Origin of the sequence: Nocardia sp. NRRL S-836, from assembly GCF_001279525.1 — a bacterium.
Lineage (GTDB): Bacteria > Actinomycetota > Actinomycetes > Mycobacteriales > Pseudonocardiaceae > Lentzea.
Map to the genome: position 1 here is coordinate 1 of NZ_LGDY01000131.1, position 22,680 is coordinate 22,680.

At 71.5% G+C, this 22,680-nt stretch carries 19 protein-coding genes and 1 pseudogene; 5 read left to right on the forward strand and 15 right to left on the reverse strand.

What is annotated here, in order from left to right; translation table 11 throughout:
* The 12 genes and pseudogenes from ADL03_RS36160 to ADL03_RS36215 all read right to left on the reverse strand — a co-directional run.
* Positions 1-1,766 (reverse strand): annotated as a pseudogene (locus ADL03_RS36160) (hypothetical protein); the annotation flags it as partial.
* A 71-nt stretch (positions 1,767-1,837) separates the two neighbouring features.
* Complete coding sequence (locus ADL03_RS36165; protein ID WP_157529605.1) at positions 1,838-2,716, reverse strand: WXG100 family type VII secretion target; 879 nt, start codon at positions 2,714-2,716, stop codon at positions 1,838-1,840.
* Positions 2,717-2,734: 18 nt separating this feature from the next.
* Complete coding sequence (locus ADL03_RS36170; RefSeq protein ID WP_053738126.1) at positions 2,735-3,250, reverse strand: YbaB/EbfC family nucleoid-associated protein; 516 nt, start codon at positions 3,248-3,250, stop codon at positions 2,735-2,737.
* A 37-nt stretch (positions 3,251-3,287) separates the two neighbouring features.
* The gene (locus tag ADL03_RS36175) at positions 3,288-4,043 is read right to left on the reverse strand and encodes an ESX secretion-associated protein EspG (RefSeq protein WP_053738127.1); all 756 of its coding nucleotides are present in this window, start codon (positions 4,041-4,043) and stop codon (positions 3,288-3,290) included.
* A complete protein-coding gene (locus ADL03_RS50580; RefSeq protein ID WP_053738128.1) occupies positions 4,040-5,662 on the reverse strand; it encodes a PPE domain-containing protein in 1,623 nt (540 codons plus the stop codon). The genes ADL03_RS36175 and ADL03_RS50580 overlap by 4 nt, the downstream gene beginning before the upstream one ends.
* A gap of 38 nt (positions 5,663-5,700) precedes the next feature.
* Positions 5,701-6,078 carry a hypothetical protein gene (locus tag ADL03_RS36185; protein WP_053738129.1) on the reverse strand — a complete coding sequence of 126 codons (378 nt, stop codon included), beginning with the start codon at positions 6,076-6,078 and terminating at the stop codon, positions 5,701-5,703.
* A gap of 381 nt (positions 6,079-6,459) precedes the next feature.
* Positions 6,460-8,799 (reverse strand): WXG100 family type VII secretion target, encoded by a 2,340-nt coding sequence (locus tag ADL03_RS36190; protein WP_053738130.1) that lies wholly within the window; start codon positions 8,797-8,799, stop codon positions 6,460-6,462.
* A complete protein-coding gene (locus ADL03_RS36195; RefSeq protein WP_053738131.1) occupies positions 8,799-9,104 on the reverse strand; it encodes a type VII secretion target in 306 nt (101 codons plus the stop codon). Before ADL03_RS36195 ends, ADL03_RS36190 begins: the two co-directional genes overlap by 1 nt.
* A 25-nt stretch (positions 9,105-9,129) precedes the next feature.
* A complete protein-coding gene (locus tag ADL03_RS36200; protein ID WP_157529606.1) occupies positions 9,130-9,687 on the reverse strand; it encodes a YbaB/EbfC family nucleoid-associated protein in 558 nt (185 codons plus the stop codon).
* Between the two features lie 19 nt (positions 9,688-9,706).
* Positions 9,707-10,468: an ESX secretion-associated protein EspG gene (locus ADL03_RS36205; RefSeq protein ID WP_053738133.1), complete on the reverse strand. Its 762-nt coding sequence runs from the start codon at positions 10,466-10,468 to the stop codon at positions 9,707-9,709.
* Entirely contained in the window at positions 10,465-11,964 is a 1,500-nt protein-coding gene (locus tag ADL03_RS36210; protein ID WP_053738134.1) for a WXG100 family type VII secretion target, read from the reverse strand. Before ADL03_RS36210 ends, ADL03_RS36205 begins: the two co-directional genes overlap by 4 nt.
* 29 nt (positions 11,965-11,993) lie before the next feature.
* Positions 11,994-12,383, reverse strand: a complete 390-nt coding sequence (locus tag ADL03_RS36215) for a hypothetical protein (RefSeq protein ID WP_053738135.1) — start codon at positions 12,381-12,383, stop codon at positions 11,994-11,996.
* Between the two features lie 424 nt (positions 12,384-12,807).
* Here ADL03_RS36215 and ADL03_RS36220 point away from each other — a divergent pair, with 424 nt between their 5' ends.
* The 3 genes from ADL03_RS36220 to ADL03_RS36230 all read left to right on the forward strand — a co-directional run bounded on the left by ADL03_RS36220 (position 12,808) and on the right by ADL03_RS36230 (position 16,958).
* Positions 12,808-13,941: a molybdopterin-dependent oxidoreductase gene (locus ADL03_RS36220; RefSeq protein ID WP_231642716.1), complete on the forward strand. Its 1,134-nt coding sequence runs from the start codon at positions 12,808-12,810 to the stop codon at positions 13,939-13,941.
* Between the two features lie 11 nt (positions 13,942-13,952).
* On the forward strand, positions 13,953-15,530 hold the full coding sequence (locus ADL03_RS36225; protein WP_053738163.1) for an MFS transporter: 1,578 nt from the start codon (positions 13,953-13,955) through the stop codon (positions 15,528-15,530).
* Positions 15,531-15,626: 96 nt separating this feature from the next.
* A complete protein-coding gene (locus tag ADL03_RS36230) occupies positions 15,627-16,958 on the forward strand; it encodes a collagenase (protein ID WP_053738137.1) in 1,332 nt (443 codons plus the stop codon).
* Here ADL03_RS36230 and ADL03_RS36235 read toward each other — a convergent pair.
* Positions 16,945-17,886 carry a LysR family transcriptional regulator gene (locus ADL03_RS36235; protein WP_053738138.1) on the reverse strand — a complete coding sequence of 314 codons (942 nt, stop codon included), beginning with the start codon at positions 17,884-17,886 and terminating at the stop codon, positions 16,945-16,947. The genes ADL03_RS36230 and ADL03_RS36235 overlap by 14 nt on opposite strands.
* A gap of 107 nt (positions 17,887-17,993) precedes the next feature.
* Between ADL03_RS36235 and ADL03_RS36240 the strand changes: the two genes are divergently transcribed.
* Positions 17,994-19,370, forward strand: a complete 1,377-nt coding sequence (locus ADL03_RS36240) for an aminopeptidase P family protein (RefSeq protein ID WP_053738139.1) — start codon at positions 17,994-17,996, stop codon at positions 19,368-19,370.
* Here ADL03_RS36240 and glpK read toward each other — a convergent pair.
* Together glpK and ADL03_RS36250 are read right to left on the reverse strand one after the other, a co-directional pair.
* On the reverse strand, positions 19,367-20,860 hold the full coding sequence (glpK, locus tag ADL03_RS36245; protein ID WP_053738164.1) for a glycerol kinase GlpK: 1,494 nt from the start codon (positions 20,858-20,860) through the stop codon (positions 19,367-19,369). The genes ADL03_RS36240 and glpK overlap by 4 nt on opposite strands.
* A gap of 25 nt (positions 20,861-20,885) precedes the next feature.
* Positions 20,886-21,650, reverse strand: a complete 765-nt coding sequence (locus ADL03_RS36250) for an IclR family transcriptional regulator (RefSeq protein ID WP_053738140.1) — start codon at positions 21,648-21,650, stop codon at positions 20,886-20,888.
* Positions 21,651-21,893: 243 nt separating this feature from the next.
* Between ADL03_RS36250 and ADL03_RS36255 the strand changes: the two genes are divergently transcribed.
* Entirely contained in the window at positions 21,894-22,649 is a 756-nt protein-coding gene (locus ADL03_RS36255) for an MIP/aquaporin family protein (RefSeq protein WP_053738141.1), read from the forward strand.
* Positions 22,650-22,680: the final 31 nt, after the last annotated feature.

Sequence of the window (22,680 nt, forward strand, 5' to 3'; positions counted from 1 at the left end):
GCCGACGGCGGAGGCGTGGCACCTGGCGTCGAGCCAGGCGTGCCGGACGTGCCGGGCGTCGAACCCGGCGAACCCGGGACGGTCGGCTTCGGCGACGACGGCGTTGCACCGGGCGTGCCGGGTGCGGTGATCGTGGGCTTCGGGGCCGGGGGTGGCGTGGAGGCCGACGACGGCGGGGCCTTGGTGATGGTGCTGTCGGGGGTGCCGGGTTTCGGGGCGTCGAAGATGCCCTTCGGGGTGCCGCCGCCGCCGAACTTGCTCGAACGGTCGGTGCCGCCCGCGTTGGCGCCGCCGCCGCCCATCGGGCCCGCGCCGGGGGCCATGGGGGTGCCGGTGGCCGGGTTGCCCGTTGACGGGGGTGGGGTGAAGCCGCGGCCGCCGCCGGTGGCGGGGGAGTTCACGGCACTCGACGGGCCCGGTACCGAAGCACCGGGCTTGCCGCCGGGCAGGCCCGGGGTGCTGCCGCCGGTTGACGGGATGTTGCCGCCGCCCTTGCCGCCGACGGGTGGGGGTGTGCCGATCGGGGCGCCGCCGACCGTGCCGCTGCCGGGTTTGGGGCTGCCCGCGGTGCCGCCGGTGATGCCGGGGACCGGGCCGACGCCCTTGCCAGGGCCGCCGGTGGTGCCGGGCTTGCCGCCGGTCGCGCCGGGGGTGCCGCCGACCGCGGGCGGGGGCACGAAGCCGGGACCGCCGACGCCCTTGCCGCCGCCGGTCGGGATGGTGGCGCCGCCGCCCTTCACGGTGGGCGCGGCGCCGACGGAGGATCCGCCGGGGCCCTTGCCGCCGGTGGGGACGTTGGTTCCGCCGCCCTTGACGGTCGGTGCGGCACCGACGGACGGACCGCCCACACCGGACGGACCGGTGGGCAGGTTCACCCCGCCGCCCTTCACGGTGGGTGCGGCGCCGACGGACGGGCCGCCGACACCCTTGCCGCCGGTCGGGATGGTGGCGCCGCCGCCCTTCACGGTCGGTGCGGCACCGACGGAGGAACCGCCAGGACCCTTGCTGCCGGTGGGAACGTTGGCCCCGCCGCCCTTCACGGTGGGTGCGGCGCCGACGGACGGGCCGCCGACACCCTTGCCGCCGGTGGGGACGTTGGCTCCGCCGCCCTTGACGGTCGGTGCGGCGCCGACGGACGGACCGCCGGGACCCTTGCCGCCCGTGGGGACGTTGACGCCACCACCCTTGATCGACCCCGGCCCCTGCGCCTTCGGGCCGGTCTGGCCAGAGGCGGGCGGCACGTTGACGCCGCCGCCCTTGATCGCGTCGGGGCCCTTGGCGTTGGGGCCGCCGGGGGCGGGCTTCGAGAAGTCCGTGACGCCCGCGCCGGGTGGCGGCTTGGCGTTGGTGGAGGTGTCGATCGACTTGAGCGCCGAGCTGTTGGAGGTGTCGGCGTTGACGTGCGTCTGGTGCGTCGCCTTGATGCCGGCCTGCACGTCGCCGAACGCCTTCGCGCCGCGGTCGGCCTGCGAGACGGCGTTCTCGTTCGAGTTGTTCAGCGCGGGCACGGCGAACAGGCCGATGGGGCCCAGGGCGTTGCCGGAGAAGCTCAGGCCGCGCAGGCCGCTCGCGATGCCGGACAGGCGGGACTGGAAGTCACCGGCTTTGCTCTGCAACCCCTGCATCGAGGAGTCGTTCATGGAGAAGCCGGTGTTGCCGGTGGGCCCGCCACCGCCGGTTCCGGTCGTCGGTGGCGCCGAAGGGGGCGGCGTCGGGTTCGCCGATGGGTTCGGCGACGGGTTGGGATTGACGTTCCCCTTGGCCATGAGCGGGTCTTCTCCAAGTCACCGAAACCAGCGGAGCCGGGACCCCGCAGAGGCGGGATCCCGGCACGCGGCTACTTCTGCAGGGCTTCGTCGATCTTCTTGTCGACGTCCTTCGAGGCCTTCACGCCCTCGTAGGTGATCTCGGCGACGTCGGCGGTGTTCTCGAACCGCTCCCAGCCCTTGCTCACCTTCGCCATGATGTCGTCCAGGTCGCCGATGCGCTTCATCTGCCGGCCCAGCGCCGCGACGACGCGGGCGACGCGCGAGGCGATGTTCACGCCCAGCGCGACGGCCTTGCCGACCGCGAAGCCGATGAAGGCCGGGATCGAGGCACCGAAGGTCGGGATCATCGTGGCGACGGCGATCAGGGCGCCACCGATCAGCGAACCGATCAGCTGGGCGATCAGGTCGCGGACGATGTCGCGCAGCACCGTGACCAGCATGCCCATGATCGCGGTGATCTTGGCCTTGGTCTCCACGGCGTTGGCCAGGTCGTCGAGCTCCTGGTACATGCCGTCCATCGACGTCTTGAACCGCTCGGAGGACTCACCGGTCCAGCCGTCGAACGTCGCCAGGCCGCTCTTGTGGTCCTCGGCCAGCACGCGCAGCTCGGCGGCACGGGCCTTGGTCGCCTCGACGTTGGCCTGGATCTCCTCCGGGTTGCCCATGAGTTGGTTCAGGGCGTCGCGCAGGAACGACACGTGCTCGATCAGCCAGCCGACACCGGCGCCGAAGAGGCTGCCCAGCGGGTCGATCGCGAGCATCACCGTGGCCGACGCGGCACCGATCGCGTTGAACGTGATGTCCAGCGCCTTCTCGGCCTCCGACTCCGCGTCCTTGCCGATTCCGTCGATCAGGCTGCCGTAGGCCTCGATGAACAGCGAGCCCTTGAGCTTGTTCTCCTCGGTGATGTTCATCCCGGGAGGCGACGAGATGGGGGTTTCAGGCATTGCTGCTCCTGCTTTCGGTCACCACGGCTGGTTGTCGTCGTCGTCTTCGTCGTCCGCCGCACGGCTGCGGCCTCGGACGGGAGCCGGCTGCGCGGGCGCGGCGGGCTTCGCGACCGGGGGAGCGGGCGCGGGTTCCGGCGCGGCTTCCTCGATCTCGTCGTACTCGTCGGTCTCGTCGACCTCGTCGTCCTGCGGGATGGCGTCGGAGACCATCCGGTAGGCCTCGGTGCCCTCGCCGAGCGGCTTGAACAGCTCCAGGACCTGGTGCGCGGCCTGCTTCTGGGCCTTGCGCGCGGTCTCCAGGATCAACGCGGTGAGCCGGGGCGCGCCCAGCTCCACCGCGCGGTGCCCGAGCACGAGGTTCTGCAGGCCGCCGTTGGGGCCCACGGTCACCGTCACGGCGCCGTCCTTCGACTGGACGGTCGCGCTCGCGTTGGCGAAGTTCTCCTCGAGGTCCTCGGACTTCTTCTTCAGGTCGGCCAGCTTGGCCTCGTACTCCTCGACCCACTGGGTCGGGTTCGCGGGGTTGACCACAACGTCCTCCGGCGGCGGTGATTGCGCGGTGCGTGCTCTACGCGAGCACGGCGTCGATTCGAGTGGCGATGCGGCCGTTGTCGGTCGGCGAGAGGCTGAGCCAGCCGTCCGAGTTGACCATCAGGTAGCGGCCCTCGTGCGTGTCGAACCAGTTGATCACGACGTCGGCGCGCTGCCGCCCCTGCGTCACGCCGAACTGGCCGCCCGCGACCCGGTTGGCCGCGAGCTCACCCACCTGCGTCGCGTCCTTCGCGGACAGTCCCGCCCGCACCAGCGCCTGCTTCTCGTCGACCTCGTCCTCGCCCCAGGGGTCGTCGGACTCCTTGCCCGCCTCGGCCTCCTGGATCGCCACGGCCCGGTGCAGCTGCTCCACCCGCACCGACAAGGCCGTGCCGGGACCGGGCTCACCGTCGGGCAGCACCCGCACGATCTCGCGCGCCAGGCCGGTCTCGCGGATCTCCGCGAAGCCGACCCGGCCGTCGTCGATGATCGCGAGCACGGCCCGCTGGCGGTCGGACGCGGCCAGCGCCCGCACCGTCCGGTCCAGGCCCACGACGGCGTCGACCGACACCTCGTGGTCGTCGAGCAGCCGCAGGAAGCCCTCCAGGCGCTCGTCGCCGTGCAGACCGCGCCGGCGGAGCTCCGCCAGCGTCCGGTCGCGCAGCACCCGGCGTTCCTGCTCGGTGTCCCCCTCGCTGGGCACGTCCAGCGGGTACGGCATCCGGCCCAGCCGCAGCTCGTGCCACAGGATGTCGAACTCCAGCGGCGTGAGCAGGTACTCGGGCGTGATCACGGCGTTTCGGCGCCCTTCTGCTTCTTCGGCTTCGCGGCGCCGATCACCGACGGCGGCAGGTTCTCACCCGGCACCTCGAACAGGTCGCCGCCCATGATGTAGCTCGCCGAGCGGTGTTCCTTGTCCTCGTCCTTGCCGCCACCGTGCGGGGCACCACCCATCGGCGCGCCACCCATCGCACCGGCGGCCGCGGCGCCACCGGGCCCGCTCATGCCCATCGGCATGCCGGGACGCGCACCGGGCTGGCCCTGCACGCCCGCCGCGCCACCGGCCTGCATCGACCCGGCACCACCGGCGCCACCGGCACCGAAGGCACCGCCACCCGCGCCACCGCCGCCGAAGTTCGGCATCGCGCCGCCCTTGAAGCCGGCCGCGCCGCCACCTCCGGCGCCGCCACCACCACCGGCACCCCCGCCAGGACCGCCCGCACCGGGCATTCCGGGCGCCACGCCCTTGAGCGAGTTCGGGTTCTGCGGCGTGTAGTTCGGGTTCGGGATGTCCTTGCCGACGACGGGCACCTTCGGGATGTTCGGGTTGTACGACGTGTTGTTCGGGCGCGGCGTCGAGCCGGGGCCCATGCCGGGGTACGGCGTGCCACCGGCCGGGAACTGCGGCGTGTAGCTGTTGCCGCCGCCGCTGGGGTAGGTGCTGCTGAGGTTGGGCGGCGGCGTGTAACCCGGCGCGGTCGGCGTGTAGCTCGCGGCCGCCACGTTGGTGTTGCCGGGGTTGTAGTTCGGCATCTGCGGGGTGTAGCTCCCGCCGCCACCACCGGCGCCGCCACCGGCACCGACAGCCGCCGGGTCGACGTAGCCGGGGGCCGACGGCGTGTACGCGGCCGCGGCGGGTGCGTTCACGTTGCCGCCCACCGGAACACCACCGGCGGCCGGAACGCCACCGGAGGCACCCGTGGGGGTGGGCGCGGTGGCCGTGCCGGCGCCACCCGCGGAGCTCGTGGTCATGAGACCGTCGGCGCCCTGCAGCGTGGGCGCGCCGGACATCATGTGCACCGTCGAGACCGGCTGCTCGACCTCACCGGTGACGGGGTTGAACGGGGGCTTGAACGTCGGCGTCGTCGTGTCGATCTGCCGCGAGCTGTTCTCCATCGTCGTCATCACGGTGATGGCCTGCTCGTGCGCGGCACGGGACGCGGCGTTCGCGGCGGCGATGTCAGCCGACGCCAGCACGAAGGCGGGCGTACCGGGCTGGGAGAGCGCGGCGGCGGCAGCGTTCCAGTCGAACTGGACCGGCTGCGGCATCTGCGCGCGGGCGGTCTCCATGACGCGGCCCTGCTCGGCGACCTTGTTGCCGAGCTCGACGGCGGTGCGCGCGGTCTCGTCGACCCAGTCCGCGAGCTTCTTCATCGCGGCGCGGGCACCGTCGGCGGCGTCACCGGTCCACTTGGACTCGGAGTTCGTGATGACCTGGCCGATCGCGCGCGAGGCCTCGGTCAGCTCGCTGCCGTACTTGCCCCACTCGTGGCCGATCTCGCCGGCCTGACCGGGGTCGTTGTTGTTGTGCACGGCGGCGAACAGCTCTTGGTGCGAGCGCGCCGCCCAGTTCTGCGGGTCCGTGAGGACCGGCTTGTTCTCGATGTCGATCGCGTCGGTCTCGGGGGGCATGACCGGCTCGCCTCTCGCGTCGGTGACAGCTCAGACGTTCAGCTGTTCGTGAGCTTCTTCAGTTCGGCCTGGGTTTCCTCGTCGAGCTTGGTGAAGTTCTCGATCGCCTCGATGACCGAGTTCTTCGTCTGCTCGAGCACGGTGCGGTACGCGGTCATGACGCTGACGAACGAGTACTGCTCACCCTCGGCCCGATGGGTGAACTTGTCGCGCATGGCGTCGCCGACCGGGTTCGCGCCCAGGGGCACCGGACGCGTGATGCTGGACTTCGACCGTTCGAGCCACGAGTCGACCTGGTCGATCTGGGCCTGCAGCTGCTTGCGCAGCTCTTCGCCCGCGGTCGGGTCGATTTGCACCTGACCCGAGCTGACGGTGTCGCGGAGTGCGACAGCGTCGTTGTCACCGACGATGTACATGCGGGCATTATTGAGTGTTCCGGCGGGCAATGCGCACCTTCCACCGGCTGTTTTGCCAATTGAGACCAACGTTCACAATGCGTTGCGACACAGTCAAACGGGCCACGAACAGGTGAACGACGATGATCGGGAAGATCGTTTGCCCAGGTTGTGGGAGCGCTCTCCGGTAACTGCCCGAACGGGCTCATGATCTCTGTTCACATCACCGGAACGGACCTTGACCCGAGGTCGGTGTGGTCTAAATCACATCGGGGAATAAGGCCACGTCGGGTGCGCTGTGGGCGGTCTCACGCACATCGTCCCCTATCACCCGTTCGGTTGGCTAGAGACAGCCGGACGCGGGCGCCTCCCCAGGGGAGACGCCCGCGTCCGGTGCATCCGTCAGTGCTGGGCGTTGTACTCCTTCAGGTCACCGAGATAGCCGGCGTCCTGCTTCTGCGAGTGCTGGTCGGCGGCGAGCTCCTTCCAGAGCTCGTGGACCATGTGCAGCGCGCTGCCCGACGCGAACGCCTTGCCCGCGACCGTGAAGTGACCACCCGGCGCGGCGAGCTCCTCGAAGTTCTTGATCCACTGGCTGATGCCGGCGGCCTCCTCGGGGGTCTTGCCGAACTTCGTGGTGAGCACGTTCTCCAGGTGCTCCTTGCCGTACTTGCTGAGGTCGTCGACGTGGTTCTTGACCTCGGCCCAGGAGAACGGCGGCTTCTGGCCACCCGCGCCACCGGTGCCGGGGGCGTCCGTGCCGGGTGGCTTGGGGGCCGCGTCGTCGGGCTTGGGCGCGCCGGGGGCATCGGAGCCGGGGGGCTTCGGTGCCGCGTCGTCGGGCTTCGGGGCGCCGGGAGCGTCCGTGCCCGGCGGTTTGGGGGCCGCATCGTCGGGCTTGGGCGCGCCGGAACCGCCGGGGGCGTCCGTGCTGGGCGGCTTGGGTCCGCCGGTGTCGACGCCAGGCGGCTTTGGGGCACCCGTGTCCGCGCCGGGCGGCTTCGGGGCACCCGTGTCCGCACCGGGCGGCTTGGGCGCCGCGTCGTCCGGCTTGGGGCTCGCGCCGCCGGAGCCGCCGGGTGCGTCCGTGCCGGGTGGCTTGGGCGCGCCGGTGTCGGCGCCGGGCGGCTTGGGGGCGCCTGTGTCCGCGCCGGGCGGCTTGGGGGCGCCTGTGTCCGCGCCGGGCGGCTTCGGGGCGCCCGTGTCCGCGCCGGGCGGCTTGGGCGCCGCGTCGTCCGGCTTGGGCAGCGGCTTCGGCGTGACGTCGTCCGGCTTCGGCAGCGCGGGTGGCGGCGTGTCCGGCTTCGGCGTGCCGGAGCCAGCGCCGGGCGGCAGCGGGTTGTCCTTCGGCGGTTTGACGACCGCGGGCGGGGGTGGCTGCGGCAGGTCGCTCGGCTTGATGCCGGTCGGCGGCTTCGCGCCGCCGCCCATGCCGCCACCGGGCAGCGGCGGGGGCACCGGCACGTCCGCCGGCGGCTTGAGGACCGCGGGCGGAGGCGGTTGCGGCAGGTCCTTGACCGGCGGGAGCTCCGGCGGCTTCACACCGGACGTGCCGGTGTTGCCGCCACCGGTCTCCGGCGGCTTGGTCGCCGGCGGTGCGTCGACGTCCGGCGGTTTCTGGACGGGTGGTGCGTCGGTGCCGGGCGGCTTGGATCCGCCGGCACCGCTGCCGCCGTTGACCTCCGGCGGTTTCTGGACGGGCGGTGCGTCGGTGCCGGGCGGCTTGGATCCGCCGGCACCGCTGCCGCCGTTGACCTCCGGCGGTTTCTGGACGGGCGGTGCGTCGGTGCCCGGAGGCTTGGAACCACCAGCGCCGCCGCCGTTGACCTCCGGCGGCTTCTGCACGGGCGGGGCGTCGGTGCCACCGGACGGCTTCGGGCCGCCCGAGGCGCCGGACGGCGTCGGCGCGTCCGTGGTCGGGCCCTTCACCGGCGGCGGGGTCGGGACGTCGGCCGAGCCGCCGCCCTTGCCGAAGCGCGCGGCGTCGTCGGACAGCTTCACCAGCGCCTCGCCGAGGTCGTCCGCGGACTTCGCGGACGACGACAGGACCGACTTGAGCTTGGTGACGTGGCGCATGATCCGGGCGAGCGCCTCCAGGGCGGTGGCGACCGCGGTGCCGACGAACGCGACGATCGAGGCGCCGAAGGTGATGGGTGCCAGACCGGCGGCGATCAGGGCGCCACCGATCAGGTTGCCGATCACCATGGCGATGATGTCGCGGACCAGCGAACGCACGGCGGTGACGCACGCGCCCATGGTCGCCATGAGCTTCGCGGAGGAGTTGATCGACGAACCGATCGCCTCCATCTCCTTGGCGACCTGCGCCATCGAGGCGCGGAAGCGGTCGGCGGTCTCGCCCATCCAGCCGTCGAGCTTCTTCAGCGCGTTGAGGTGGGTGGTGGCGATGCCCTCGTACTTCTTGGCGTCCTCCTTGACCTTCTCGGTCTCCTGCCGGATGGCGATGTTGTCGCCCACCAGCAGGTCGAGCGGCTCGCGGAGGAACGCGATGTGGTCGATCAGCCAGCCGACACCGGCACCGATCACCGCGCCCAGCGGGTTCAGCGCGGCCCCGACGACGTCGAACGCCAGACCGACGCTGTACGCGGCGGTCGCGGCCTTGTCGTTGTCGTCGACCGCCTTCTTCAGGCCCATGATCGTGTCGAGCATGCCGGCGCCGGAGAAACCGTCGTTGAACTCCGTGCCCTCGCCGAAGCCGGGGGTCCAGGTGAGGCCCTGCACCATCACGCGCCTCCGCTGAACGTCTGGGTGTTGCCCTGGTCGGTGCCGGTGTAGGTGTCCGCGGTCAGGCGCGTGTTCTTCGCGGCCTCACGCAACCCCGACTCGTACTTGGCGATGCACTCCTCGGCCTTCTTCACCTCGACGCGCGCGGCGGCGGCGAAGATCTGGCCGACGATGCCGAACACCAGCGGGTCGAAGTGGACGCCGCCGAGGACGTTCTTCGACGTCTCCAGCTCGCTGACGAGCGTGTCGAGGTTGTTCGCGAACGTCTTGAGGTCGTCCGGTGATACGGCGAACGCGCCCGTCATCGGAGGCCCCCTCGAACGGAAGTGGTCACCACGGCTGGCCGTCCTCGTCATCGTCGTCGTCGTGTGCGGGCCGCGGCCGGCGCGCGGGAGGCGCCTGCGGTGCGGGCGGACCCGCCTGGGGCCACGCGGGCGGTGCCTGCTGCGGGGGAGCGGGCTCCTCCTCGGCGTACTCGTCGTACCGGTCGTGGTCGTAGTCCTCCACCTCGTCCTCCACGGGCGGGGGGAGGTAGGACAGCACGAGGTCCATCGACTCGGTGCCCACGCCGATCGGGGCGAACGCCTCGACCATCCTCTCGGAGGCGGCGCGCTGGCCCTTCGCGACCGCCTCCATGATCGAGGCCTGCAGCCGCTGCGGGCTCATGCCGGCCGCGTGGTCGGTGAGCTGCAGGTTCTGCAGCGCACCGGTCGGCGCGATCGTCACCTGCACCGCGTGGTCCTTGGACAGCACGGTCGCCGACGAGTTCGTCAGGTCGTCGCGCAGCTGCGCCGACTTCGCGGACAGGTCGGCGATCTTCGCCTCCATGTCCTGCACCCAGCGGTCCGGGTCCACCCCGGCCAGCCGGCGTCCGTCTAAGGGAGCCAACGGATCCACGGAATTCCTCTCATGCCAGCACCGCGTCGATGCGCGTCGCGATGCGGTCGTTGTCGGTCGGCGAGAGGCTCAGCCACCCGTCGGAGTTCACCACCAGGTAACGGCCCTGGTGGGTGTCGAACCAGTTGATGACGACGCTGGAGCGTTCGCGGCGGTGCGTCACACCGAACTGACCGCCCGCGACGCGGTTGGACGCCAGCTCCTCCAGCTGGCGGGCGTCCTGAGAGGACAGACCGGCGCGTTGCAACGCCTGCTGGTCGTCCATGTCCTCGTCGGCGGCGCCCCACGGGTCCTCGGAGTCCTCGTCGTCCTCCGCCTCCTGCAGGGCGACGGCCTCCTGCAGCGTCGCCGCCCTGATGGACAGCGAGTTGCCGGGGCCGGGGCCGCCGTCGGGCAGCATCCGCACGATCTCGCGCGCCAGCCCGGTCGGCCTGATCTCCACCAGGCCGACCTGCTCGTCGTCGATGATCGCCAGCACGCCCTGCTCACCGTCGGCCGCCGCGAGCGCCCGCAGCGGCCGGTCGAGGCCGGCCACCGCGTCCACGGACACCTCGTGGTCGCTCAGCAGCCGCAGGAGGTCCTCCAGCCGCCGGTCGCCCGCGAGACCCCTGTCCCGCAGCGCGGCGAGCGTCCTGTCCTGCAACGCCTTGCGTTCGGACTCGGTGTCACCCGCGCTGGGCACGTCCAGGGGGTACGGCATCCGGCCGAGGCGCAGCGACTGCCACAGCACCTCGAACTCACGGGCGGACAACAGGTACTCAGGCGAGATCACGACGGCTCGAGCCCCTTCTTCTTCGTCTTGGCAGCACCGATGACCGACGGCGGCAGGTCCGCGCCGGGCATGTCGAACAGGTCACCGCCCATGATGTAGCCGGCGGACCTGTGTTCCTTGTCGTCCTCACCCTTGCCGCCCTGCGGACCACCCATCGGGGCGCCGCCCGTGCCGGCTCCGGCCGCCGTCGCGCCACCGGGCGCGGCCATCGGCACGCCGGGACGGCCACCGGGCTGGTTCTGCACACCCGCCGCGCCTCCGGCCTGCACCGCACCCGCACCACCGGCACCACCGAGGCCGCCGCCGAACGCACCGGCACCCGCGCCGCCGCCACCGAGGTTCGGCACCGCACCGCCCTTGAACGCCGACGAGCCGCCACCGGGGCCGCCGGGTCCACCGGGGCCCGTTCCGATCGGCGGGGTCGTGCCCCTCGGCAGGGTGGTGTCCTTCGGCAGCTGGTTGCCGGGGCTGGTGAGGCTGTTCGGCACCGGCGTGCGCGGCGTCGGGCCGGGACCCGTGCCCAGGTACGGCGTGCCGGTCGGGAAAGGGGAGCGGTGGTCGGTGCCACCGGTGTAGGTGTTGCCGCCCTGGGGGAGCTGCGGCGTGTACGTGGGCGGCGGCTGCGGGGTGTACGCCGCACCGGACGTGGTCGTGCTGCCCGAGCTGTACGACGGGTACGACTGCGGAGTCGGCATGGTGACGCCGCCACCCGCACCGGTCTGCGGCGCGTAGCTCGCGGCGGCGGGCTGGTAGCCGCTGCCGCCCTGCGGAGCCGCACCGGACGCACCGGTCGGGGTGGGCGCGGTGGCAACCGTGGCGGCGCTCTGCGCGTGCGTGGCCGTCAACGCGTCGGCACTGCCGAACGTGGGCGCTCCGGCCGCGAGCCTGGCGGCGAGCACCGGCTCCTCGACCTCGCCGGTGTTCGGGTTGAACGGCGGCGTGAACGCGGGCGTCGACGTGTCGATCTGCCGGGAGCTGTTCTCCATCGTCGTCATGACGGTGACGGCCTGGTCGTGCGCGGCACGCGCCTGGGCGTTGGCGACAGCGATGTCAGCGGTCGCCAGAGCGAACGCCGCGGTGCCCGGCTGCGACAGCGCGGCGGCGGCCCCGTCCCAGTCGAACTGGACCGGCGCGGGCATCTGGGCGCGCGCGTTCTCCATGACCCGGCCCTGCTCGGTGACCTTGTCGCCGACCTGGACGGCCGTGCGCGCGGTCTCGTCGACCCAGTCGGAGAGCTTCTTCATCGCGGCACGGGCGCCTTCGGCGGCGTCACCGGTCCACCCGGTCTCCGAGTTGGTGATGACCCGGGTGATGGCGCGGGCGGCCTCGGTGAGCTCGGAGCCGTAGCGTCCCCACTCGGAACCGATCTGACCGGCCTGGCCGGGGTCGTTGTCGTGGTGCACCGCGGTGTAGAGCTCCTGGTGCGACCGGGAGGCCCAGTTCTGCGGGCCGGTGAGAACGGGCTCGTTCTCGGTCGGGACGGTCTCGGGGGGCATGACCGGCTCGTTCTCGCTTTCGGAGTGGATCAGCTGGTGGTGAGTTTCCTGAGTTCGTCCTGGGTCTCCTCGTCGAGGCTGGTGAAGTTCTCGATCGCCTCGACGACGGACGCCCTGGTCTGTTCCAGCACCGTGCGGTACGCGGTCATCACGCCGACGAACGAGTGCTGCTCGCCGGCGGCCCGGTCGGTGAACTTGTCGCGCATGGCGTCACCCACGGGGTTCGCACCCAGCGGCGCGGGCCGCGCGATGCTGTGGCCCGACTGCTCCAGCCAGCTGTCGACCTGGTCGATCTGGTGCTGCAGCTGCCTGCGCAGCTCCTCGCCCGCGGTCGGGTCGAGCCGCACCTGACCGGAGCCCACCGAGTCGCGGAGCGGAACGTCGCCCCTGACCTCCGCTTCGTCACCGACGATGTACATGCGGGCAGTATTGAGGAGAAGCCGGACAGCGAGTGACGATTCAGCTGGACAACACCCAGTTGAGATGCTCGTTCACAATTCGGGCCGCGGTGCCCGAACGGACCACCCAGGTCGAACACCTGATCACCTGCGTGATCGTTTGCCCTGGTTGTGGGAGCGCTCTCGGCCGCCTGCCCGAACGGGCTTCGACAACGTTTTCACACCGGCGAAACAAAACCTGTTCGATGTAGAATGTGTTCCAAATCACACTCGATGAACCTCGGCTCACGCACGGCGTCCGCGACCCGCTGCACCGATCATGGGATCAACGGACGGTGTCCATTTCGCGGGCCACTGTCCAGTGTGGATGTCCATGTCAGGTGCCGACGAGGGCTTTCCCGTTCTGTGGGACCGGCTCTTGCGGGCCCTCGATACCGTCGTCCGCATGATCTCCCGACGCGGTGTGCTGCTGGCGGCAGGACTTTCCGTGCTGCCTTCCCGGGCGTGGGCTGCTACTCCTGCGATCGTGAAACCACTGCCCGCGTCGGACTTCGTCGTGCACGGCACGAACGCCGAGACGCGCTGGGAGGCGTTGCGCGGCACCGGATCGCTGACGCCGGTGTCGAAGTTCTTCGTGCGCAACCACACCTCGACACCGTCGGTGGACGCCACCGCGTGGCGGCTGCGGGTGTCCGGGTCCGGCGTCACGCGGCCGTTGTCGTTGTCGCTGTGGGACCTGAAGGCCCTGCCGTCGGTGTCACTGGAAGCGGTCATCGAATGTGCCGGCAACGGGCGGAGCTTCTTCACCACCCAGCAGGGCCAGGCGGTGTCCGGGACGCCGTGGAAGCTCGGGGCGGTCGGCAACGCCGTGTGGCGCGGGGTGCCGTTGCGACTGCTGCTGCGCCTGGCCGGCCTGCGCCGCTCGGCGGTGGACGTGCTGCCGGTGGGGCTGGACGACGAGTACGTGACCGGCGGGGTGAACCTCGGGCGGGTGCGGCGGCCGCTGCCGGTGGCGAAGGCGCTGGACGACGTGCTGGTCGCCTACGAGATGAACGGCGCCCCGCTGCCGCCCGACCACGGGTTCCCGGCGCGGCTGGTGGTGCCGGGGTGGGTCGGGATCGCGAGCATCAAGTGGCTCGGGTCGCTGGAGGTGTCGACGACCGAGCTTGACTCGCCGTGGGACACGCAGTACTACCGGCTGGTCGGGCCCTCGTACCCGGCCGAGGGGACGCTCGTCACGACTCAGGTCACGAAGAGCGCGTTCGAGCTGCCCTGGGACGCGGTGCTGCCCGCGGGGCGGCACCTGCTGACCGGTCGGTCCTGGGGGCCTGGCGGGGTGCGGCGGGTGTCCGTGTCGACCGACGGGCGGACGTGGCGGCGGGCGACCGTGGTGTCACGCGGCGGGTGGACGCGGTGGCAGGCGCCGTGGGTGGCGGTTCCGGGAGCGCACGTGCTGCGGGTGCGAGCCGATGACCAGCCGGACGAGACGCCGTACAACACGCAGGGCTACCTGTTCGGGGCGGTCGTGCGGCACCCGGTGACGGTGGCGCAGGTCGGCGTTCGGTCCGCCGAGGTGTGAAGATCAGGGGTGTGACCGTCTCCGCGTGGGCACCCCTGCGCCGCAGCGCCTTCCGGGCCCTGTGGCTCGCCCAGTTCGCCAGCAACATCGGAACGTGGGCGCAGACCGTCGGCGCCCAGTGGCTCATGGGCGACCTGGGCGGCACCGCCCTGCAGGTCGCGCTCGTGCAGACGGCCACGACCCTGCCGGTGTTCCTGCTGGTGGTGCCGTCGGGGGCGCTCGGTGACATCCTCGACCGCCGCCACGTCCTGATAGCCGGTCAGGCGCTCATGCTGGCCGGGGCAGCGGGACTCATGCTGCTGGCCGGCACCGGCCGGGCGACCCCGTCGAGCCTGCTCGCGCTGCTCGCCCTGATGGCGATGGGCCAGGCGTTGTCGATGCCGTCGTTCCAGGCGATCCAGCCGGAGCTGGTCAGTCGCGAGGAGATTCCACAGGCCGCGTTGCTCAACGGCGTCAACATGAACGTCGGCCGCGCCATCGGGCCCGCGCTCGGCGGGTTGCTGATCGCGGTGGCCGGGTCGGAGGCGACGTTCGCGTTCAACACCGTGTCGTTCCTCGGCGTGCTGATCGTGCTGGGGCGGTGGCGGCGGCCGTCGGACCACCGTCCACTCGGGACCGAGCACATCGCGACGGCGGTGCGGTCCGGTGCGCGGTACGTGGCCAGCTCGCCGTTGTTCCGGCGGGTGCTCACGAGGTTGCTGCTGTTCATCGTGTTCGGCAGCGGGTTGTGGGCGTTGCTGCCGGCCATCGCGCGTGGACCGTTGCAGCTCGACGCCAGCGGCTACGGCGTGCTGCTCGGCAGCGTCGGCGCGGGGGCGATCGGCGGGGCGTTCGTGGTGCCGAAGCTGTTGCAGCGCATGAGCAAGAACAGCATGGTGCTGGGTGCGACGGTGCTCTACGCGCTGGCCACCACCACCTCGGTGCTCACCGCGAACTTCGCGGTGGTCGTCGTCGCGATGCTGCTGACCGGCGCCTGCTGGATCGCCACGCTGTCCACGTTCAACGCCAGCGCGCAGGTCCTGCTGCCCGCCTGGACCAGGGCCCGCGCGCTCGCCTACTACCAGCTCATCCTCATGGGTGGCCAGGCGCTCGGTGCGGTCGTGTGGGGCGTGATCGCCGACGCGTACGGCCTGCGGACGGCCATGATCGTGCCCGCCGCCGCGATGGCCGTGCTGGCCCTCGCCGCCACGCGCTGGTGGCCGCTCATCGACCGGCCGCTCGACGTCACCCCCGCCACCTACTGGGACGAGCCGCCGCAGCACGACGACAGCGACGCCGGACCGGTGCTGGTCACCGTCGAGTGGCCGGTCGCGCCGGAGAACCACGAGCGGTTCATCGACGCGATGCAGCGCGTCGGCAGGGCGCGGCGCCGGACCGGGGCGACGATGTGGGGGTTGTTCCGCGACACCGAGCGGCCGGACACGTTCCTGGAGACCTTCACCATCGCGACCTGGCAGGAGCACCTGCGCCAGCACCTGGAACGCGGCACGGTCGTGGACCGGCAGAACCAGGAGGTGGCGCGCGAGCTGGCCAAGGAGCCACCGATCGTGCGGCACCTGGTGTTCGCGCAGCCCACCAAACCCGACTAGCTTTCCATAGCAGCGAGCTATGCCGGGTAGGGATGCTCGCGCGGCCGTGGCCGGTGTGACGCTTTCGGACACCTCACACCCCTGCGGAGGACACCGATGCGATTAGCTGCCCTCGTTCTGGCCCTCATCGCCACCCTGCTCGTCCCGGCACCGGCACAAGCCGCCCCGGCCGACGGTCACGGGCCACTCCTGCCACCCGAGATCGCCAGGACCCTGCACCACAGCCCGCAGACCACGTTCCACACGGCGACCGCCGTCGACTACCCGGCCGAGCTGCGCGAGCTGACCAGGGTGCTCGACAACTACACCGCCGCCGACGACGCGACCGTGCACGCCGGGATGGTGATGCTCTACTACGGCCACGGCGACGCGGCGTTCGTGCCCGCGGTGCAGGCCTACCCGGAGGTCCTGCGGGCGTTGCACCGGTTCGTGGTGTGGCACACGGACTTCTTCGGCACCGACCGCGCCTACCTCACCCAGAACGCGACCCGCGAGCTCGGCCGGTTCCTGCGGCACGGCGTCCTGCAGCCGACGGTGCGGCCGCTGCTGGCCGACCTGGCGGCACGCGGTGACGTCGTCGGCCGGCTCGCGCCGATGTGGGTGGGCGTCGCGGAGATGGTCGACTGGTACGACAAGGCCAACTGCGGCCGCTACGGCACCTGCGACTTCAGGGCCAAGATCGACCGCCGCGTGCTGACCGTCAGGTACACGTGCAGCACCACGCTCAAGATCCGCGCCCAGCAGATGACCGCCACCGAGCTGCGGCAGACCTGCGCCAGCCTCGCCGGGCAGGACGCCGTGTTCCACCGCGTGGTCCGCGACCCCGGCCCGGTCGCCGGTGACCGGAACACCTCGCTGGAGGTCGTCGTCTTCAACACCGCCGGCGACTACCGGACCTACGCCGGGGTGCTGTTCGACATCGACACCAACAACGGCGGCATGTACCTGGAGGGCGACCCGGCGGCGAACCAGGCGCGGTTCATCGCGCACGAGGCCGACTGGCTGCCGACGTTCGCCATCTGGAACCTCAACCACGAGTACACCCACTACCTCGACGGCCGGTTCGACATGTACGGCGACTTCACCGAGAACATGCGCACGCCCACGGTGTGGTGGATCGAGGGGTTCGCCGAGTACCTGTCGTACACCTACCGCGGCGAGGTCTACGGCGACGCGATCGCCGAGGCCAAGAACCAGACGTACGCGTTGAGCGCGCTCTTCGACACGACGTACGACCACGACACCAAGCGCGTCTACAACTGGGGTTATCTCGCGGTCCGCTACCTGGCCGAGAGGCACCCCGCCGACGTCCAGGCGGTGCTCGCGGACTACCGCGCGGGCGACTGGGCCGGTGCGCGCGACCACCTGACGCGCGTGATCGGCACCCGGTACGACAGCGACTGGTACGGCTGGCTCAGCTCGCTGTGAAGGCCGCGCCGCGCTCCTCCCACCACGGCCGGAACGCCGGGCTGGCCAGCGCGGCGGCGGCGTAGGCCGCGAGCACGTCGGTGAACATGCGGCTGGCCTGGTCCCAGGTCAGCCGCTCCCGCCGCCAGCAGAACACCAGCCGCATCCGCATCGGCGCCCCCGCCAGCGGCCGCACCGCCACCCCCGGCCCGCCCTGCGACGTCGGCTCGACCAGCTGCACCGCCTTGCCCGCCGCGATCAGCTGCCGTCCGGCACCGCTGGGCACCTCGAACCGGATCCGCGGCACGAACCCCGCCGCCCGGCACGCCGCCCGCAGTGCCGTGAGCGACCCGTCCTCGGCACCGGGCGGCCCCACCCACGCCTCACCGGCCAGGTCCGACAGCGACACCTCCGGCCTTTCGGCCAACGGATGCGAAGCAGGCAGTGCGATGTGCACGGGCACCCACGGCACCACGACCCGTTGTGCCACCCCGCGCGGCAACCCCAGGTCACCGTCCTCGTCCACGGCGATCACGGCCGCGTCCAGGTGCCCGTTGGCCAACGCCAGCGCAAGGCCCGTGGACGACGGGTCGACGTACAGCGTGACGTCCTCCAACGCCTCCTCAAGCCGGGTGAACAACGCCGTCACGCACTCCATGTGCACCGACCCGAACCGCACCGGCCCGCCCCGGCCGGCCACGGACGCCCCGAACGCGTCCAGCTCGACCAGCAGCAACCGCGCGCGCTGGAGCACCTGCGCACCCAGCGGCGTGGGTTCCGCACCGGCCCGGCCGCGGTCGAACAACCGGCCGCCGACCAGGCGTTCGACCCGCTGCAGCAGCGTCGTGAGCGAGGGCTGGGAGATGCCGAGCTGGGTCGCCGCGCGCGACAGGCTGCCGGCGTCACCGATCGCGCAGATGGCGCGCAGGTGGCGGATCTCCAGTTCCATAGGACGAGGCTATCCCCAACCTGGATGGGCGCACGCCCTCCGTTCGACGGAGGCTGGTGGGTAAAACGACCCGGAGAGGACCAGAATTGGCCCGCACACGCCGCGACATGGCGAAACTGGTGGACGCGGACGGTTTCCGCACCTACATCCGCGACGGCTGGGGCGAGTGGGACAACCCCATCAGCCTCCCGCAGGGCGCGAAGGAGGCGGCCGCCGCTCATCGGGCCAGGCTCGCCGCCCAGTTCCCCGGCCGGCGCATCGCCCTCGCCGCCGGACGGGCGCACGTCCGCTCGAACGACACGTTCCACGAGTTCCGCGCGGACAGCGACTTCGTGTGGCTGACCGGCTGCCAGGCCGAGGGCGCGGTCGTCGTGATCGAGGACGGTGACGCCACGCTGTTCGTGCCGACGCCGTCCGAGGCGCACACGGTCGACTTCTTCGGTGACGCCGACCGCAGCCCGTTCTGGATCGGCGCGGCGGCCGGGCCGAAGCAGTGGACCGAGGCGCTCGACCTCACCACCCGCCCGATCGAGGACCTCGCGCACGCGCTCAAGGGCCGCCACCCCGAGACGCTGACCGCCAAGGGCGTCGACCCGCTGCTCGACTCGTTGACCGGCTCGCACAGCGACGAGCTGCGGACCGTGCTGTCCGAGCTGCGCCGGATCAAGGACGACTGGGAGATCGGTCAGCTCCGCCAGGCCGTCGACGCCACGGTGAAGGGCTTCCTCGACGTCGCCGCCGAGCTCGGCCAGGCCGTGCGCGGCGGGGGAGAGCGGTGGCTTCAGGGCACGTTCGACCGTCGCGCGCGCACGGAGGGCAACGGCCCCGGATACACCTCCATCGTCGCGTCCGGTCCGCACGCCCCGGTGCTGCACTGGACCCGGTGCGACGGCCAGGTGAACGAGGCCGACCTGCTGCTGCTCGACGCCGGTGTGGAGACCAGGACCCTTTACACCGCCGACGTCACCCGCACCCTCCCGGTCGGCGGCGAGTTCAGCGCGGCCCAGCGCCAGGTGTACGACCTGGTGCTGAGGTCGCACGTCGCCGCGCTCGCGGAAGTCAAGCCGGGCAACGACTACAGCGCCTTCCACCACACCGCCATGCGCGTGCTCGCCGAGGGCCTGCACGACTGGGGCCTGCTGCCGGTCAGCGTCGACAAGGCGCTCGACCCGAGCGGCCAGCACCACCGCCGCTACATCGTCTGCGGCACCGGCCACTTCCTCGGCCTGGACGTGCACGACTGCGCCGACGCCCGCCAGGAGACCTACCAGCAGGGCATCCTCGAACGCGGCATGGCGCTCACCGTCGAGCCGGGCCTGTACTTCCACCCCAACGACGAGACGCTGCCGCCGGAGCTGCGCGGCATCGGCGTGCGCCTGGAGGACGACCTGGTCGTCACCGGCGACGGCGCCGAGGTCCTGTCGGACGCGCTGCCGATCGACGCCGACGAGATCGCCGCCTGGGTGAGCAGGAACCGCTCCTAGGTGGACGGACTGGAGCGGGCCCACGCGAACGTGAGCTCCACGGCCCGCTTCCAGTTCGCGTACTCGTCCTCCCGGTGCCGGGCGTCCATCACCGGGTTCCACCGCGCGGCCAGGTGCCAGTTGCGGCGCAAGCCCTCCAGGTCGGGCCAGTAGCCCGCGGCCAGACCGGCGGCGTAGGCGGCGCCGAGCGACACGGTCTCCGCCACCAGCGGCCGTTGCACCGGGATGTCCAGCACGTCGGAGATGAACTGCATCAGCAGGTGGTCGGCGGTCATCCCGCCGTCCACCTTCAGCACCGGCGTGGGCTCGCCCAGGTCGGCGTTCATCGCGTCCACGACCTCGCGCGTCTGCCAGCCGGTCGCCTCCAGCACCGCTCGCGCGAGGTGCCCCTTGTTGATGTACGACGTCAGCCCCACCACGATCCCGCGCGCCTGGGCGAGCCAGTGCGGCGCGAACAGCCCGGAGAACGCCGGCACGATGTAGCAGCCGCCGTTGTCCTTCACCGTGCGCGCCAGCGTCTCGATCTCCGGCGCCGAGTGGATCAGCCCTAGGTTGTCGCGGAACCACTGCACCAGCGACCCCGCGACCGCGATCGAGCCTTCCAGCGCGTACGTCGGCTCGCGGCCGATCTGGTAGCCGATCGTCGTCAGCAGCCCGTGCTTCGACCGCACCAGCTCGTTGCCGGTGTTCATCAACAGGAACCCGCCGGTGCCGTAGGTGCCCTTGATCGAGCCCTTCTCGAAGCAGGTCTGCCCGAACAGCGCCGCGTGCTGGTCGCCCAGCGCCGCCGTGATCGGGATGCCCGGCACGACCCGCGTGGTGCGGCCCTCGATCTCCGACGACGGCCGGATCTCCGGCAGCATCGCCGCGGGCACCCCGAAGAACTCCAGCAGCATCGGGTCCCACTGCCGGGTGCTGAGGTTCATCAGCATCGTCCGCGACGCGTTGGTCACGTCGGTGACGTGCAGACCGCCGTTCACGCCGCCGGTGAGGTTCCAGATCAGCCAGGTGTCCATCGTCCCGAACAGCACGTCACCGCGCGTCGCCCGCTCGCGCACGCCCGGAACGTTGTCCAGCAGCCAGCGCAGCGACGGCGCCGAGAAGTAGGTCGCGAGCGGCAGGCCGCAGCGTTCGCGGACCTCCTCGATTCCCGGCTGCTTGCCCAGGGCGGCAACGAGGTCCTCGGTCCGGATGTCCTCCCACACGATCGCGCGCCCGACCGGGACACCGGTGTGCCGGTCCCACGCCACGAACGTCTCGCGCTGGTTCGTGATGCCCAGCGCCACGACCTGGTCGGCGGTGATCCCGGCCTGCCGCAACGCCTGCGGCATGATCCGGTCGACGTTGCGCCAGATCTCCACGGCGTCCTGCTCCACCCAGCCCGGCCGCGGGTGGTACTGGCGGTGTTCGCGCTGGGCGACCGCGACCAGCCGGGCGTTCTGGTCGAACACGATGCACCGCGTCGACGTGGTGCCCTGGTCGATCGCCATCACGAAGCGTTGCACGCCAAGCCTCTCAGTTCTCGTCGACCAGTGACGTGGTGACCGCTTCCGCCGCCTGCACGACCTGGCGCACCAGCGTCGCGCGCGGCCGCCCGGTGGAGTCGCACAGCCGGTCCGCCGCGCCGGAGACACCGATCGCGCCCACGACGAGCCCGCCGGGAATGCGGATGGGCGCGGCGATGCTCGCCTCACCGGGCATGTACTCCTCGGCCTCACCGGCCCAGCCCTGCGAACGCACCTCGGTCAGCACCCGCTCCAGCGCCTGGGCGCGCGTGATCGTGCGGCGGGTCAAGGACGTCAGCTCCCGCTTGCGCGCCGCCGCGGACAGGTCCGGGTCGTAGGCGAGCAGCACCTTGCCCAGCGCGGTCGCGTGCAACGGCAGCATCGCGCCGATCCCGAGGGTCTGCACGGAGTCGTCGGGCCGGAACACGTGGTGCACGACGAGCACGGCGCCGTCGTGGTGCATGCCGATCCGCACCTCCTGGCCCGACCGCGCGGCGAGCGTGTCGGCCCAGTTGATCGATCGGGAACGCAGCTCGTTCGCGTCGAGGTAGCTGGTGCCCAGGTGCAGCAGGGCGGCGCCGAGCCGGTAGCGGCCGGTCGCGGAGTCCTGCTCGACGAACTCGACACGTTGCAGCGTGCGGAGAATCCCGTGCGCGGTGCCGCGGGCGAGACCGAGCGAGTCGGCTATCTCCGTGAGACCGTGGTGGCCTGACCCACGCGCGAGAAGCCGCAGCACGGCTGCGGCGCGTTCGATCGACTGGATGGGTCCCGGCACGCGTGAAACGTAATTCAGACGACCCGTGTCGGCAATGTCGAACACCTACGGCGTCCGTCACGCCTGGAAACGAGCCTGAAACGCGTTGTCTGCGCGCTGCGTGACCGGCCGGTCACACGTTCGGGGGCCGTGGGTGTCGACATTGTCGAACAGCGTCCGTTGAGCAGGCGTGACGCCGGTCATTACGTTCCGCGTCAATCACCACGGGGTGATCAGCCGTTCAAGGACGAATGGGAGGCCAGCGTGGGTCTCGGGACAGTGTTCCTCAGCGAGTTGCTCGGTACGGGCATCTTGCTGTTGCTGGGTGCGGGTGTGGTGGCCAACGTGCTGCTCACCAAGTCGAAGGGGTTCGACGGCGGCTGGCTGTTGATCAACTTCGGGTGGGGTCTCGCGGTCTTCGCCGGTGTGTACATCGCCTACAAGTCGGGTGCGCACCTCAACCCCGCCGTGACGGTGGGCATCCTCACCAGCGGTGCGTCCGAGTTCGCACCCGGTGTGCCGGTCACCGCGGGCTCGACGCTCGTCTACTTCGCCGGCGAGATCCTCGGTGCGTTCCTCGGTGCCGTCCTCGCGTGGCTCGCGTACAAGCCGCACTTCGACGAGACGCCCGACGAGGGCCTCAAGCTCGCCGTCTTCTCCACCGGCCCGGCCATCCGCAGCTACGCGTGGAACCTGGTCTGCGAGATCATCGGCACGTTCGTGCTGGTCTTCGTGGTCCTCGCCCTCGGCAAGACCCCGACGCAGCTCGGCCCGCTGGCCGTCGCGATGCTGGTCGTCGGCATCGGCGCCTCCCTCGGCGGCCCGACCGGCTACGCGATCAACCCGGCGCGTGACCTCGGCCCGCGCATCGCGCACGCCATCCTGCCGCTGTCTTACAAGGGCACTGATGGCGAAGCAGTGGGCAAGAAGGACTCCGACTGGAGCTACGCGTGGGTGCCGGTCGTCGGACCGCTCCTCGGTGGCGCCCTCGCCGGTGTCGTGTCCGCTCTCGCGTTCTGACCGTGTTCTGACCATCCCGAAAGGACAGTTT

Bases quoted from the DNA above. Each gene is read 5' to 3' on its own strand.
- ADL03_RS36165 (WP_157529605.1), bottom strand. From the start codon at position 2,716: ATGCCTGAAACCCCCATCTCGTCGCCTCCCGGGATGAACATCACCGAG.
- ADL03_RS50580 (WP_053738128.1), bottom strand. From the start codon at position 5,662: ATGCCCCCCGAGACCGACGCGATCGACATCGAGAACAAGCCGGTCCTC.
- ADL03_RS36185 (WP_053738129.1), bottom strand. From the start codon at position 6,078: ATGTACATCGTCGGTGACAACGACGCTGTCGCACTCCGCGACACCGTC.
- ADL03_RS36190 (WP_053738130.1), bottom strand. From the start codon at position 8,799: ATGGTGCAGGGCCTCACCTGGACCCCCGGCTTCGGCGAGGGCACGGAG.
- ADL03_RS36195 (WP_053738131.1), bottom strand. From the start codon at position 9,104: ATGACGGGCGCGTTCGCCGTATCACCGGACGACCTCAAGACGTTCGCG.
- ADL03_RS36210 (WP_053738134.1), bottom strand. From the start codon at position 11,964: ATGCCCCCCGAGACCGTCCCGACCGAGAACGAGCCCGTTCTCACCGGC.
- ADL03_RS36215 (WP_053738135.1), bottom strand. From the start codon at position 12,383: ATGTACATCGTCGGTGACGAAGCGGAGGTCAGGGGCGACGTTCCGCTC.
- ADL03_RS36220 (WP_231642716.1), top strand. From the start codon at position 12,808: ATGATCTCCCGACGCGGTGTGCTGCTGGCGGCAGGACTTTCCGTGCTG.
- ADL03_RS36230 (WP_053738137.1), top strand. From the start codon at position 15,627: ATGCGATTAGCTGCCCTCGTTCTGGCCCTCATCGCCACCCTGCTCGTC.
- ADL03_RS36235 (WP_053738138.1), bottom strand. From the start codon at position 17,886: ATGGAACTGGAGATCCGCCACCTGCGCGCCATCTGCGCGATCGGTGAC.
- ADL03_RS36240 (WP_053738139.1), top strand. From the start codon at position 17,994: ATGGCGAAACTGGTGGACGCGGACGGTTTCCGCACCTACATCCGCGAC.
- glpK (WP_053738164.1), bottom strand. From the start codon at position 20,860: ATGGCGATCGACCAGGGCACCACGTCGACGCGGTGCATCGTGTTCGAC.